The sequence below is a fragment of the Alteromonas sp. McT4-15 genome (assembly GCF_020515205.1).
Taxonomy (GTDB): domain Bacteria; phylum Pseudomonadota; class Gammaproteobacteria; order Enterobacterales; family Alteromonadaceae; genus Alteromonas.
Window position 1 is genome coordinate 211,886 of record NZ_JAJALG010000002.1, and the last position, 13,282, is coordinate 225,167.

Annotated in this window: 13 protein-coding genes; 8 read left to right on the forward strand and 5 right to left on the reverse strand. The window is 43.5% G+C overall.

Going from position 1 to position 13,282, the window contains the following annotated elements; genetic code table 11:
* Positions 1–146: 146 nt before the first annotated feature.
* On the reverse strand, positions 147–1,025 hold the full coding sequence (locus LHL20_RS02765) for a LysR substrate-binding domain-containing protein (protein ID WP_159626702.1): 879 nt from the start codon (positions 1,023–1,025) through the stop codon (positions 147–149).
* 182 nt (positions 1,026–1,207) lie between these two features.
* Between LHL20_RS02765 and LHL20_RS02770 the strand changes: the two genes are divergently transcribed.
* On the forward strand, positions 1,208–2,365 hold the full coding sequence (locus LHL20_RS02770) for an S-(hydroxymethyl)glutathione dehydrogenase/class III alcohol dehydrogenase (protein WP_226432166.1): 1,158 nt from the start codon (positions 1,208–1,210) through the stop codon (positions 2,363–2,365).
* A gap of 71 nt (positions 2,366–2,436) precedes the next feature.
* Here the strand turns inward: LHL20_RS02770 and LHL20_RS02775 are convergent, their stop codons facing one another.
* Together LHL20_RS02775 and LHL20_RS02780 are read right to left on the reverse strand one after the other, a co-directional pair.
* A complete protein-coding gene (locus LHL20_RS02775; protein WP_226432167.1) occupies positions 2,437–3,081 on the reverse strand; it encodes a response regulator transcription factor in 645 nt (214 codons plus the stop codon).
* Positions 3,078–4,235 carry an ATP-binding protein gene (locus LHL20_RS02780; protein ID WP_226432168.1) on the reverse strand — a complete coding sequence of 386 codons (1,158 nt, stop codon included), beginning with the start codon at positions 4,233–4,235 and terminating at the stop codon, positions 3,078–3,080. Before LHL20_RS02780 ends, LHL20_RS02775 begins: the two co-directional genes overlap by 4 nt.
* A 163-nt stretch (positions 4,236–4,398) precedes the next feature.
* Here LHL20_RS02780 and LHL20_RS02785 point away from each other — a divergent pair, with 163 nt between their 5' ends.
* Together LHL20_RS02785 and LHL20_RS02790 are read left to right on the forward strand one after the other, a co-directional pair.
* Positions 4,399–5,157: a hypothetical protein gene (locus LHL20_RS02785; protein ID WP_159626694.1), complete on the forward strand. Its 759-nt coding sequence runs from the start codon at positions 4,399–4,401 to the stop codon at positions 5,155–5,157.
* Between the two features lie 127 nt (positions 5,158–5,284).
* Positions 5,285–5,938: a protein tyrosine phosphatase family protein gene (locus LHL20_RS02790; protein ID WP_226432169.1), complete on the forward strand. Its 654-nt coding sequence runs from the start codon at positions 5,285–5,287 to the stop codon at positions 5,936–5,938.
* A 66-nt stretch (positions 5,939–6,004) separates the two neighbouring features.
* Here the strand turns inward: LHL20_RS02790 and LHL20_RS02795 are convergent, their stop codons facing one another.
* The gene (locus LHL20_RS02795) at positions 6,005–7,960 is read right to left on the reverse strand and encodes a methyl-accepting chemotaxis protein (protein ID WP_226432170.1); all 1,956 of its coding nucleotides are present in this window, start codon (positions 7,958–7,960) and stop codon (positions 6,005–6,007) included.
* A gap of 278 nt (positions 7,961–8,238) precedes the next feature.
* Here LHL20_RS02795 and LHL20_RS02800 point away from each other — a divergent pair, with 278 nt between their 5' ends.
* From LHL20_RS02800 to arsB, 4 genes are read left to right on the forward strand one after another with little or no spacing between them, the layout of a single operon-like run.
* The gene (locus LHL20_RS02800; RefSeq protein WP_226432171.1) at positions 8,239–8,571 is read left to right on the forward strand and encodes a metalloregulator ArsR/SmtB family transcription factor; all 333 of its coding nucleotides are present in this window, start codon (positions 8,239–8,241) and stop codon (positions 8,569–8,571) included.
* Between the two features lie 29 nt (positions 8,572–8,600).
* Entirely contained in the window at positions 8,601–9,068 is a 468-nt protein-coding gene (locus LHL20_RS02805) for an arsenate reductase ArsC (protein WP_226432172.1), read from the forward strand.
* Positions 9,069–9,107: 39 nt separating this feature from the next.
* Positions 9,108–9,791 (forward strand): arsenical resistance protein ArsH, encoded by a 684-nt coding sequence (arsH, locus tag LHL20_RS02810; protein WP_226432241.1) that lies wholly within the window; start codon positions 9,108–9,110, stop codon positions 9,789–9,791.
* A gap of 11 nt (positions 9,792–9,802) precedes the next feature.
* Positions 9,803–10,816, forward strand: coding sequence for an ACR3 family arsenite efflux transporter (arsB, locus tag LHL20_RS02815; RefSeq protein WP_226432173.1), 1,014 nt, complete (start codon positions 9,803–9,805; stop codon positions 10,814–10,816).
* A 30-nt stretch (positions 10,817–10,846) separates the two neighbouring features.
* Here the strand turns inward: arsB and LHL20_RS02820 are convergent, their stop codons facing one another.
* Positions 10,847–11,245: a response regulator gene (locus tag LHL20_RS02820; protein ID WP_159626683.1), complete on the reverse strand. Its 399-nt coding sequence runs from the start codon at positions 11,243–11,245 to the stop codon at positions 10,847–10,849.
* 177 nt (positions 11,246–11,422) lie between these two features.
* Between LHL20_RS02820 and aceK the strand changes: the two genes are divergently transcribed.
* Positions 11,423–13,156 (forward strand): bifunctional isocitrate dehydrogenase kinase/phosphatase, encoded by a 1,734-nt coding sequence (aceK, locus tag LHL20_RS02825; protein WP_159626681.1) that lies wholly within the window; start codon positions 11,423–11,425, stop codon positions 13,154–13,156.
* The last annotated feature ends 126 nt before the right edge of the window (positions 13,157–13,282 follow it).

Sequence of the window (13,282 nt, forward strand, 5' to 3'; positions counted from 1 at the left end):
GCGTAGAATCTTTTTCATACAAGCAATTTGCCGTATAGACGTCTATCTGTCAACCGCAGTTTTCACCACACTGTATTGCATAAAGTGAAACATTAACTAACCAACATTTCGAATTTGGGTACAAAGCCCGTTTCAGCAGTATTTTGTCAATTATCATCTACAATGTTTTGTGCAAGAAAATCAATGAGTAATCGTATTTTTGGCGCGACATTGCGGTTTGAAGGAAACACGGCCCAAATCGCTTCCTGCTTATCTTTGTGCTCTGGTAATACCTCTTCTAAATTTCCACATTCTAAATCATGGCGCACATAGAAGCCGGGTAGTTGGGCAATCCCTAAGCCGTCAAGCGCTGCGCTGCGAAGTGCATTACCACTGTTATAGCGCACTCTTCCCTGCACAGGTAAAGAGGTTGCATTGCCATTAATAACAAATCGCCAGTAAGCCTGAGACCCTACCAGCAAATCGTGCTGTTTTAATTCATCGAGCGTCTGAGGCCTAGCACTTTGCTCAAAATAAGATGGACTCGCACACACATAAAGGTGACGGGTAGCTAACTTTTTGGCCACTAAAGTAGAGTCTTCCAGCTTGCCAATTCGAATAGCAAGGTCCAACCCTTGCTCAACAATATCTAATTTTTCATTCGTAAATGTGCAGTGCACGCTTATGCCTGAATATTGTTTCATAAAGGTATTGAGCAGTGGAGCAATGTAAGCCTCACCAAAGGCTACCGGCGCTGTCATCTTTATTAACCCCTGAGGCGATTGCTGCAGCGCACTTACCGCAAGCTGAGCATTTTCTAGCGATTGCAATGCAGGATAAGCTTGCTCAAAGTACAAAGTCCCGGCCTCTGTTAGCGATACGCTTCGGGTAGTACGCTGTAACAGTTTTACACCTAACTGCCTCTCTAACGTCGCTACTTTTCTGCTTACTTGTGCCACTGAAGTATCTAATTTCGTCGCCGCACCAGTGAAGTTACCCACATTTGCCACGGCGCAAAACTCTGATACCCCCTCTAATATTTTCATAGGCTTACTACCTCACAGTGAAACGGTAAATACAGCGCGTAGGGCTTATATAATAGAATCCCCTCCCAACTATTACAAATATGCAATAGTGATTTACTAAATCTGTATTTATCTATCACAAACGCTCTCCTATACTTGGCTTCATATCAAAACACTTATATTTGTAATCAAGGAGTCATTTCATGACGACGTTTAAAGATTCATTGCAACCGGGCCAAACTCATATTAAAGCGAAAGCCGCTGTCGCGTGGGCGCCTGGGGAGCCACTTAAAATGGAAGAAGTGGATGTGGAACTACCTAAAAAAGGCGAAGTGTTGGTTCGCATCGTCGCTACCGGTGTTTGTCACACTGACGCTTTTACCCTATCTGGTGATGATCCTGAAGGCGTTTTCCCCTCTATTTTAGGGCATGAAGGTGGTGGTATTGTCGAAATGGTGGGTGAAGGTGTTACCAGTGTTGAGGTTGGCGATCACGTTATTCCACTTTACACCGCAGAGTGTGGCGAATGTAAGTTTTGCAAATCAGGTAAAACCAATCTCTGTCAGGCTGTGCGCGCAACGCAAGGCAAAGGTTTAATGCCAGATGGTACTAGCCGCTTCTCTAAGGATGGTGAGCCAATCTATCATTACATGGGGTGCTCTACATTTTCTGAGTACACGGTACTACCAGAAATTTCATTGGCTAAGGTCAATAAAGCCGCTCCTCTCGAAGAGGTATGTTTACTGGGCTGTGGTGTCACGACGGGCATGGGTGCAGTGTTGAACACGGCGAAAGTACAAGAAGGCGATACCGTGGCCATCTTCGGCTTAGGGGGTATTGGTCTATCCGCTATTATCGGCGCGCGTATGGCGGGTGCAGGTCGCATTATTGGTATTGATATCAATGAAAGCAAATTTGATCTCGCTAAGCAGCTTGGTGCCACTGATGTCGTTAATCCGAAAAATTACGACAAACCTATTCAAGACGTTATCGTAGAAATGACTGACGGTGGTGTGGACTTTTCATTCGAATGTATCGGTAATGTCAATGTTATGCGCTCAGCCCTTGAATGCTGTCACAAGGGATGGGGAGAATCTGTCATTATTGGTGTGGCAGGCGCTGGTCAAGAAATCTCAACTCGTCCCTTTCAGTTAGTCACAGGTCGAGTATGGCGTGGTAGCGCATTTGGCGGAGTGAAAGGCCGCTCTCAACTACCGGGTATTGTAGAGCAATACTTAAACGGCGATTTTGGGTTGCAAGAATTTATCACTCACACCATGGGTCTTGACGATATCAACGATGCGTTTGATTTAATGCATAAAGGTGAAAGCATTCGCTCCGTAGTACACATGGATAAATAGCCCTCAGCCCGATAAAGAAATACGCCACACTAAAAAGGCTCGTATCAAACGAGCCTTTTTGCTTCACTATGCTAAATCCATCCCAACTCAAGCGCTTTTAACACCGCCCGCGTTCGATCACGAACGCCTAATTTAGCCATAATGGCAGATACTTGGTTTTTCACTGTGCCAGTAGATTTGAAGATAGTATCAGCGATTTCTTTATTGCTGTATCCCGCCGCGACTAAGCGCAATATTTCAAGCTCTTTGGTGGTTAATGTTTCAGGCGTCTCAAACGACTCGAAAGTAACATCAAGCCCTTGCAAGCCTTTTAGTACTTTTTCAGTGACTGCAGGCTGTATTAGAGTCTCGCCTCGCTCTACGGCCTTTATACCGTCAACCAATGTTTCAAGAGACACATCTTTCAGTAAGTAACCTTTTGCGCCTGCGCTTATCGCACCGCTCACCAAAGTGTGGTCATCAAATGTCGTCAACATTAACACAGGGATAGTAATAGCATTCGCGCTCAATGCGTTTAGCGCTTCAATGCCCGACATTTTTGGCATGCGAATATCCATTAAAATCACATCACAGTTGATGCGGTTCAACGTATCAATTAACTGACTGCCATCTTCACATTCACCCACTACATTGACGCTTTCATCAAGAGCAAGAAGTGACTTTATACCCTGTCGAACTAACATCTGATCTTCGACCAGTAAAACCCTTGTGCTCATTCTGCCTCCACCAATGTAGCGCAAATATAAAACCCTTGTGCATTGAAACCTGTCTGTAACTCCCCCCCCAATGCACTAACGCGCTCTCTCATTCCAATTAAACCATTGCCTTGTGTAATAGGCTTCTCTACATTCAGCTGCACATCTTGCATGACAAGTATATATACGTTGTCGTGTTTACTAAGTGCGATGTTGAATCTATGGGATTGAGTATGCCGTATCACATTCGTTAATCCTTCCTGAATAATGCGCAGCAAGGCATCTGCTATCTTCACATTGCTAAGTATAAAATCAGGCTGAATGTCTAACTGCACTTGTGGCCGTGGCAAGTCACTAATAAGTGACTGTAGAGCGCCGTTGAAATCGATGGCTGCATTCTCCCTAATGTCCGATACCGCCTCTCGCACATCTGACAACAATAGCTTTGCAATAGCATGGCACTGGTCAACTTGCGCCTTTACCTCATCATTTCCAGCTAATTTACTTTTGCGAGACGCTACCTGTAAATTGATGGTCAAAGCAGTAAGGTGATGTCCCACCACATCATGAATATTACGCGCAATGCGCAAGCGTTCATCTTGTGTAATCGCTTGTTTCATTAAGTGCTGTGTACTGATCAACTGTCTATTGAGCGCATCGGCTTCTTCTCGCGCGGCAGTTTCCTTAATGGCGGTATTCGACATCATCATTGCGAACAAATTAAACGTCCAGAACAAAGCGCCAGTGAGCAATGCTTGATTTTCCTTCCAAACGACTTCTTGAATAAAAACCGTAGGCAATGCCAATGGAATACAAAGCACTAGGCACTTGCCCCATGATAAATAGTAGGGAAGCACCGCAGACCAAATCACCACAAAAATGGCGATATAAGCGTAAGGTAATAACAGTTGGCTCGCTACCGACAGTGCATACATGGCCCACAGCAGAAAATATCGCCAACGAGGTAAAGACTCGTCATGGCGAGTAACCAACACAAAGCAGATGGCAATCGAAATAAATAAGGCAAGTGCGGCGATAGGTCGCCAATGCCAAAATGTAAGTTGCATGGTCAGAAAGTAAAGCGCCGACACACTTACAAATAACCAGGTTAAACATGCCGACAGCCGCTCTACGTTGTTAACCAGCCATGATTTTAAGGTTGACGATAATTCCATTTAGGTACCGCTACATCGAGGTAATTGCGCACATTGTTGCAGAAATAGCATTTAAACACATAGGCCAAAAGTCACTTTTTATCTAATGACTTTTGGCACTTACTTGAAAACAGCAAATTAAACACACTGTGTGACATCAATTTTGGTTATTGGAGCCACCATTATGCAAACCATACACAGTACACTGGTTTACTTTCACATTTTTTCAGGTGCACTTTCACTGTTTTTGTTTTGGATCCCCTGCTTGACGCGTAAAGGAGGTCCACAACATCGAAAATTTGGGCACTACTACGTGCAAGCCATGCTGTTTACTTCAATCAGTGGAGTAGTGAGTTCTACTATTGTTTTGCTCATGCCATTGGCCATCTACCCTTCAATGCCTGCGCACTTTGAATCAGTGGCCTATTTTGTCGCCTACCTAAAAGGGCAGTATATTTTCCTGCTGATGTTGAGTTTGCTGGTTTGGAACAATGTTCGTCATGCCCAGCGAGTGCTTGAGGTAAAAAGCAATATTGCTGAAATGCGAACGCCAGCGTACTTGTGGCTACCCATTCTTCTATTTGCAGTAGCCTCTATCGCGCTTTATCAAGGCATTAAATACAATATTACCCTTACCTGCATTTTTGCGCCTATAGCGTTACTCAATGCCATTGGCATTGTTCGCTATACACTACAAAAAGAAGTGCCTGCAGGTAAATGGGTTGTTGAACATATTGGACACATTATTGGTTCAGGTATTGGTGCTTATACCGCCTTCTTTGCCTTTGGCGGCAGAACCTTGTTTGAAGGGATTCCGAGTTTGCAAATAGCAAGTTGGGTGCTGCCAAGTCTTATCGGTGTTCCATTTTCGCTTTGGCTAAGCTGTAAGTACAAGCCTCGCCAACGCACATTAAAAAAACGCATAGTGAACGATGGCGTATGAATTGACGGCACTGATGTGAACTGCAAACCACTCGTGAAAAGCGTACGTAATTTTCGTCAACCTGTGGCGAAATAACAAAAAGTAACGCTATACTGATGCAAAGCAGTTCACCTGAAGGCCATATACAATGAAACTAAAAAAAAATAAAAGTGTGTCTGCACTGCCTGCGTTTACCATTACTCTTTGCTTTGCAAGTGCACTATTTCACTGTCACGTTTCTGCGCTAGAGTTAAGTCATTCACACAACCACGATCACGCTCAAACAACGGAAAATGAAGACGCACAAAGTCTTGGCTCACTCACTAACCTTCAGCACAATAATAGCTTTATGCTCTCGTCAGGGTTACCTACCAAAACCCATTTAGCGTTGCTTAAACAAGAAGGCGTCAGTCACATCATCGACCTTATTCCGGGAGACAGAGCTGATGAGATTCACTATACCACCTCATTAGATCTTGATTATTTTAATGTGCCCGTAGACTGGGAAGCGCCAAGCGTAGCTAACTTTTTAAATTACGCTGCCTATATGGACCGAGTAAAACAATCTGATGGCAAAGTGCTCACGCATTGTAAGCTCAATTGGCGGGGAGCGTCTTTTACTTACCTTTATCGTGTTGCCGTGTTAGGCGAAAATGAAGCGCAAGCCAAAGCTGACTTGATGAAAGTGTGGCACCCTAATCCGACGTGGCACGCATTTATGTCAGATGTGGTTAATTACTATAATAGCGTAAACAACACACGCGTTGCGATGTCATTTGACCCAGCCCCAATCGAAGGCTGACCTGACCTAAAAACGAAGGTGCCCTCGGTAGTACAAGGGGCACCATATCGAAACATCTTCACTGTTCTACACTTTAAATTGTCCGACCAACTCATTAAGGCTTTTTGAAAGAGACAATAAGTTATCGGCATTACTCGATAGCCCTTTTGACGCATGACTGACATCGGTGGTTGAGCTTTGCATACCTGATATTGTTCGGCTAATTTCTTCTGATACCTGATATTGCTCTTCAGCAGCACTGGCAATCTGTGTGATTTGATCCATTATCTGCTGCACCAACCGACCTATTTGCTCAAACGTAGCACGTGCCTGGCTGGATTGGTCAGTCGCTTGTTCCGACTGTTCTAAACCAGTAGCCATTTTCCCTGACACAAACTGTGTTCTCTCAATGAGTTTAGTTAACATGCCATCAATTTCTTCGGTAGCACCATAAGACCGTTGAGCTAATGAGCGCACTTCATCGGCGACCACGGCAAACCCACGCCCCTGTTCACCCGCTCGGGCTGATTCTATCGCCGCGTTTAGCGCTAACAAGTTAGTTTGTTCAGCGATACTTCTAATCACATTTAGAATTTGATTAATGTTATCGCTTTCACTGGCGAGCTCTTTGGTCGCTTCAGAGGAGTCCTGTGTCAGCGTTTTCAACATTTCGACTTGTGCCACTGTCTCGCGAATTATAGATAAACCACTATGGCTCGCTTTATCTGTTTGCTCTGTAGCTTCTTGCGTAGAAATGCAGCTTTGTGCCACTTCTTGTGCCGCAGCGGCCATCTCATTGGAGGCTGTGGCGGCTTGTTCTATTGAGCGCTCTTGCTTATCACTAGCTTGCTGTAGTGACGACGCCATCGTCGTGAAATTGTTAGACGCTGAGTATAAATGTTCAGACTGTTGCTTTATTTCGGTTATCAAATCGCGAATAGAATCTAAGAAAGCATTAAAGTAATTCGCAAGATCACTAATTTCATCTTTACCACGTACTTCTAGGCGCTGTGTCAGATCGCCTCTCCCTTCAGATATCGCACGCAAACTTCGGCTTATACGGTGAATTGGCGCAACGATGCGATTAGCCATTACAACACCTAGAACACTACAAATAATGATCATAACCACCAGTACCACCATCATTGTGGAAACAATACTCCATGCGGGCGCTTCAATATCTGCGCTTTCAATAACGCCCACAAACTGCCAGTTCAACGCCGGTGAGCGGTAGGTAGTAACGGTAAGATCACCATCTTCGCCATCTACCGTAAAATGGCTGTCTCGTTCAGTCATTAATGCTTTGTAAAGTGGGCTGCCGCCAAGCTCTTTGATATTTTTGAAGTTGTTCGCTTTATTACGCGGGTCTGCGAGCACTACGCCATTTTGGTCGACAAGTATGACATAGCCAGTTTCTCCTAATTTAACGCCATTGACGAGCTTCGTTAGCGTATCTAGGGTGACATCAATAGATTGAACCCCTATGGTGTTACCGCTTGTTCCTTTTATTGTAGTGGCAATGGAAATCATTGGCCCACCCGAAATCCCCTGATATGGCGACGTTATAACAGCTTCTCCTGGGGCTGCTTGTGCTTGTTGATACCACGGCCTTTTACGCGGGTCATAGTTTTCCATCGTTTCAGGCGGGTATTGAATAAACCCACCTGTCTCAGTCCCCATGTAGACATTAAGTAAGTTAGGGTGCTTGTCTCTAAATTGACCGTGAAATTTAAAAATACTGCTCTCAATTACACCGTTTTGCAGGGGCGTCATATCAGCTCGTCTACCAATGTAGTTGGTAATAGAAGTCTGTGACGCAGCAAGTAATCGCTCATCGCTGGCCATATAACGCACATGTTCTTTCATCCCCTCGAAGAACAGCTCAAAAGCATTGTCTATCTGATGAATTTCTTGCGTAGCACTATTGATAAAATAATCACGCGACTGGGTAAATGTTTGCACCGTGGTTGTAATAACCAATGCGATAATGGGTACGGTAACGGCAACCAGAAAAGCGGTGATGAGTTTGCTGCGAATATTCATAGACACGTCACTTCTTGTTATTTTTTTAAATCAGGTTAATGACCAGTATTAACGATTTTTACGGTATCAGCAATGCCAGAACGTGTTGAGTATTGCGGTACATTATTACAGCAATGGGTCAACACGCTCGAGGTTCTGACGCCTTGCCACGTCATAAAAAGCTCTTGAGGCGATGTTGGCATGAGCATTTAAACACATATGAAATACAGATATGAATTGACACATATGAAATTTCATATACGATTTATCACATACGAAAATTCATATATGAGAAATTTATGTCGGATTGTACCTTGTCTCCGCTGTCTTTTTTCAAGTGTTTAGCAGAAGAGACCCGACTAAAAACACTGCTTATGCTGAGTCAAAAAGAAGAACTTTGCGTTTGCGACTTTACCGATGCTCTGAACATCAGCCAACCCAAAATATCTCGTCATCTTGCAGACTTAAGAAAGTGTGAACTCGTACAAGATACACGTAGAGGTAAGTGGGTTTACTACCGACTTCACCCCAACCTCCCCGTTTGGGCACGCGAGATTATTGAACAAACCGCTACGCACAACCTTAGTTATATTGAAGAGGCTATTAACAACCTGTGTGGTGACAACTGCTAAGCACTTAACCTACTAATTTGAGAGAAAAAATGAAGATCTTATATGTTTGTACTCACAACCGTTGTAGAAGCATCTTATGTGAAGCTATCACTAATGCAGCCCCAAGTGCACTTGAAGCGCGCAGTGCGGGCAGTCAACCTGTAGGAGAGGTTCATCCGCTTTCGTTAAAATACTTGGCTGAACGCGGCTATCGAACAGATGGTCTGAAAAGTCAGTCATGGGATGAGTTTGAGGATTATGCACCGGATCTTGTTGTTACTGTTTGCGATTCTGCGGCAGGTGAATCTTGCCCTGTTTATTTTGGAAAGTCATTAAAAGTGCATTGGGGATTAGAAGATCCGTCAAAGCTGGAGGGAAGTGAAGAAGACAAAGCTGCGGCATTTCATCAAACGATGAACATCATTGAGCAGCGCGTAAAAAGCTTAACCGAATTAGCAGAGCAGTCACTGCCTACCGATGCACTAAAAGAAGCACTAATTACCTTAGGAGCACAATAAATGGCAACAGACACCACTGCACCGTCAGCCAATTTATCGATGGAAGAAATGCGCACGCCACAAATGACGGATTTCGCGAGCACTTTTTCTCAGCATAAACCTCGTATTCTCTTATTGTATGGTTCGCTTAGGGAGCGCTCCTATAGTCGCCTTGTTGTTGAAGAGTCGGTGCGTTTACTAACGTATTTTGGTGCAGAAGCTAAGGTTTTTGATCCCAAGGGATTACCTCAGCCTGACACCGAGGACGAAAATCATCCCAAGGTAAAAGAGCTCCGTGAGTTAATGATGTGGTCTGAAGGACAAATATGGTGCTCCCCAGAGCGTCACGGCAGTATCACAGGCATAATGAAAAGTATGATTGACTGGGTTCCACTTAGCATAGGCGGTATCCGTCCCACTCAAGGAAAAACACTTGCCCTTATGCAAGTTTGCGGCGGCTCTCAGTCATTTAACGCCGTAAATCAAATGCGCATACTGGGAAGATGGATGCGGATGCTCACCATTCCCAACCAATCATCAGTAGCCAAAGCATTTTTGGAATTTGAAGAAGATGGTCGCATGAAACCCTCTCCCTATTACAACCGCATTGTTGATGTTGTTGAAGAGCTGGTTAAATTTACGCTACTTACTCGCGACAACAAAACCTTTCTCGTTGATCGCTATTCAGAGCGTGTTGAAAGCGCAGAAGAAGTGAGCAAGCGCGTCAATCAAAAGTCAATTTAACGGAGTTGCACATGGGTTTCTTTGAACGCTATTTATCAGTGTGGGTCGGTCTATGTATTATAGCGGGCGTTGCTTTAGGCTATGCCTTTCCCACTCTTTTCGAACATGTTGCAGCGCTTGAATACGCTCACGTTAATTTGGTTGTAGCGGTACTTATTTGGCTAATGATTTATCCCATGATGGTCCAAATTGATTTTGGATCGCTAAAAGATGTAGGTAAAAAGCCCAAAGGGCTTATTCTTACTCTGGTAGTAAATTGGCTGATTAAACCGTTTACTATGGCATTACTTGGCTGGCTTTTCTTTAAAGGGCTGTTTGCCGATTGGGTTGATCCTCAAACAGCAACGGAATACATAGCCGGCATGATTTTGTTGGGCGTCGCCCCATGCACTGCAATGGTTTTTGTATGGAGCCACCTTACGAAAGGCGATGCCAATTACACGTTAGTGCAGGTGTCAATCAATGACCTAATTATGGTTGTTGCTTTTGCCCCTATTACTGCACTGCTGCTTGGTGTTACTGATATTACTGTTCCGTGGGACACACTGCTACTGTCGGTTGTTCTTTATGTCGTTTTACCGTTACTTGCTGGGTTTATAACACGCAAGCAAATTGAGAAAAAAGGGCCACAAGCGGTAACAAAATTGGTAGAAAGATTTAAACCTTTTTCGGTATGCGGGTTGCTACTCACTATCGTGATTTTGTTTGGTTTACAAGCGAATACCATATTGGCTCAACCTCAGGATATCGTGCTAATCGCAATACCGCTTTTAATACAAACATACGGTATTTTTGCGATTGCCTACTTTGCAGCAAAGCGAATGAAGTTACCGCACAATGTTGCTGCACCTGCTTGTATGATAGGAACATCGAACTTTTTCGAATTAGCTGTAGCCGTTGCAATTTCATTATTTGGTCTTAATAGCGGCGCTGCACTTGCAACAGTAGTGGGAGTATTAGTAGAGGTACCAGTGATGCTATCGCTGGTTTGGTTTGCCAATAAAACGAGACATTGGTTTAACTAGATTGTGATGACCTTTGGCGGGGTAAACCTTTTACACCGCCATCGCACTTTTTTGTGTTTCCGGTAAGAGAAAACCAAAACGTTGTAGGAGCGATTTCAACAGTGTGGTTTTTATCGGCTTTTCAATAAAGCCGAGTGCACCTAACGCCATCACTTTGTCTTGCATCATAGGTTGAATATCACCCGATACAACAATGACAAAGGTTTCTAACTGTCGACGTTTGATTTCGCGCAACACATCTATGCCGCCTAAAACAGGCATAGTAAGATCGAGTAAAACTAAATCGATGGTATGATGTGCCAATACTTCTAAGGCGTCCATTCCGTTCGACACTTCATAGATTGTTTCAGCGAAACCTTCTGGCAGATTTCTTCTTGCCATTTTACGCGCAAGCGCTGAATCATCACAAATAAGAATATTAAAACCCATCTGAAAAACTTTAGTTCTGTTCACTAATCAAACTTCAGAATACATTAATCAAAAGTTTAGTAAAACAAAAAATAAAGGCCTTTTTTAACGACTTATTGGCGATCTGCTTCAAACTTCTCTCACTTTGTAGACTTTTTATGGTAAATCTATCGCCATAGAAAGAGAGGAACTTACCTTATGGATACTGCGTCTACCCACATAGAAAAGCCATTAGTGAAAAAAGTGGCTTACTTAATACTGGCACATTTCGACAAAAGCTATCGGTGGTTTACGCGCATTACCCGTGGTGCGCAGGAGCGCTTTGAAAACGGAAACTGGCGAGAAACGCAGGCCGCGTCTAAAGAGCGCATTACCATATACGAACAAAGCCTTTCCGATGCGGTTGCCGAAATTTATCAGTTAACAGAAGTACATCAAAAAGATGACACTTTCTGGCAAGAGTTAAAGAAAGTGTTTGCGACACAGTTGGAAGGACATCCACAATTTGAATTAGCGGAAACCTTCTATAATTCTGTGATTGGACGCTTTTTCAAGCATAGAAAGATAGACAACGACATGATGTTTGTTTTGCCAAGTCGATGTTTTTTACCCGGGCAAGATAGACACAAAGTGATCAACAGTTTCGATACTACGACGACGGTTCGCGAAATGTATGAGTCTATCTTCAAAATATACCGCTACAACATTCCTTTTGAAAATTACGAACGCGACCTTCAAAGCTTAGAAAAAGCCTTGCGTGCACGACTCAATAAAGAACAACTTGCCAGCGTTCAGGCAGTTGAAATACTAAAACCAACTTTTTTCAGAGGAAAAGCAGCCTATCTGATTGGTCGGATTTGTATGCCCGATGAAACCCTGCCTTTCGTTATTGCCATGCGTCGATACAACGAGCCACACATGTTCGTTGATGCGTTATTAACAGACAGAAAAGATTTAAGCGTTATATTTGGTTTTGCTCGTAGTTATTTTATGGCTGATACCCAAAACCCCGCAGAAGTTGCCGCGTTCCTACAAGAGCTATTGCCGAACAAGAAGCATTTTGAGCTCTACATGGCCTTGGGCCATTACAAGCATGGCAAAACCGTTTTTTATCGCAACTTCCTACAACATATGGATAGTTCAGATGACAAGTTCGAGGCGGCCCCAGGTATTCGCGGATTAGTAATGATGGTTTTCCATCTGCCTTCTTATGGGGTGGTGTTTAAAATCATTAAGGATGAATTTGCTGAGAGTAAAAAGATTACACGAGAGCACGTTAAAGAATGCTACAAGCTGGTAAAAATGTCTGACCGTGTTGGCCGCATGGCCGATACTCACGAATACGTAAATTTTAGGTTCCCGCTTGAGAGAATTGAGCCTGAACTTATCAAAGAGTTACAGGAAACTTGTGCATCAAGCCTCGAGTTTACTGAAAGTGAACTTATTATTAAGCATTTATACATCGAGCGGAAAATGACACCGCTTAATTTGTATCTTCAGCAAGAAACCGACGAAGACAAAATAACTAGTGCGCTTGACGAGTTAGGCCTGTGCATCAAGCAGATTGCCATGGCAAATATATTCCCTGGCGACATGTTGCATAAGAACTTCGGCATTACTCGCCACGGACGCGTCATTTTTTACGACTATGACGAAATTTGTTTGATGAATGAACGTAATTTCAGAGCGTTACCAAAGTCTGACGACCCTTACGCTATTGACACACTATCGGTTGCACCTAATGATGTATTTCCAGAACAATTCGAGCATTTCATTGTTGGTAAGCGTAAATTCAAAGATATCCTAAAATCATTACATGGTGATTTAATGACACCAGAGTACTGGCACGAAGTACAAGAAAAGTGTGAGCGAGGAGACGTTCAGCACTTTACACCATATAACGCAGAAATGCGGTTTGACCGCGGCGAATAACCAGATGTGAAAAGTGATCGCATTTTGCCTTTTTTAACGTAGAAATTACTGAATAGGGTACCGTCGTGTATCGTCATACGACTTCTCTTAGGTGAAGTCATGTTGCGTTTAATTAATTAAAAGAAG

What these genes read in the sequence shown, in the direction of transcription:
- LHL20_RS02765 (WP_159626702.1), bottom strand. Translation starts at nt 1,025, where the DNA reads ATGAAAATATTAGAGGGGGTATCAGAGTTTTGCGCCGTGGCAAATGTG.
- LHL20_RS02770 (WP_226432166.1), top strand. Translation starts at nt 1,208, where the DNA reads ATGACGACGTTTAAAGATTCATTGCAACCGGGCCAAACTCATATTAAA.
- LHL20_RS02775 (WP_226432167.1), bottom strand. Translation starts at nt 3,081, where the DNA reads ATGAGCACAAGGGTTTTACTGGTCGAAGATCAGATGTTAGTTCGACAG.
- LHL20_RS02780 (WP_226432168.1), bottom strand. Translation starts at nt 4,235, where the DNA reads ATGGAATTATCGTCAACCTTAAAATCATGGCTGGTTAACAACGTAGAG.
- LHL20_RS02785 (WP_159626694.1), top strand. Translation starts at nt 4,399, where the DNA reads ATGCAAACCATACACAGTACACTGGTTTACTTTCACATTTTTTCAGGT.
- LHL20_RS02790 (WP_226432169.1), top strand. Translation starts at nt 5,285, where the DNA reads ATGAAACTAAAAAAAAATAAAAGTGTGTCTGCACTGCCTGCGTTTACC.
- LHL20_RS02795 (WP_226432170.1), bottom strand. Translation starts at nt 7,960, where the DNA reads ATGAATATTCGCAGCAAACTCATCACCGCTTTTCTGGTTGCCGTTACC.
- LHL20_RS02800 (WP_226432171.1), top strand. Translation starts at nt 8,239, where the DNA reads ATGTCGGATTGTACCTTGTCTCCGCTGTCTTTTTTCAAGTGTTTAGCA.
- LHL20_RS02805 (WP_226432172.1), top strand. Translation starts at nt 8,601, where the DNA reads ATGAAGATCTTATATGTTTGTACTCACAACCGTTGTAGAAGCATCTTA.
- arsH (WP_226432241.1), top strand. Translation starts at nt 9,108, where the DNA reads ATGGAAGAAATGCGCACGCCACAAATGACGGATTTCGCGAGCACTTTT.
- arsB (WP_226432173.1), top strand. Translation starts at nt 9,803, where the DNA reads ATGGGTTTCTTTGAACGCTATTTATCAGTGTGGGTCGGTCTATGTATT.
- LHL20_RS02820 (WP_159626683.1), bottom strand. Translation starts at nt 11,245, where the DNA reads ATGGGTTTTAATATTCTTATTTGTGATGATTCAGCGCTTGCGCGTAAA.
- aceK (WP_159626681.1), top strand. Translation starts at nt 11,423, where the DNA reads ATGGATACTGCGTCTACCCACATAGAAAAGCCATTAGTGAAAAAAGTG.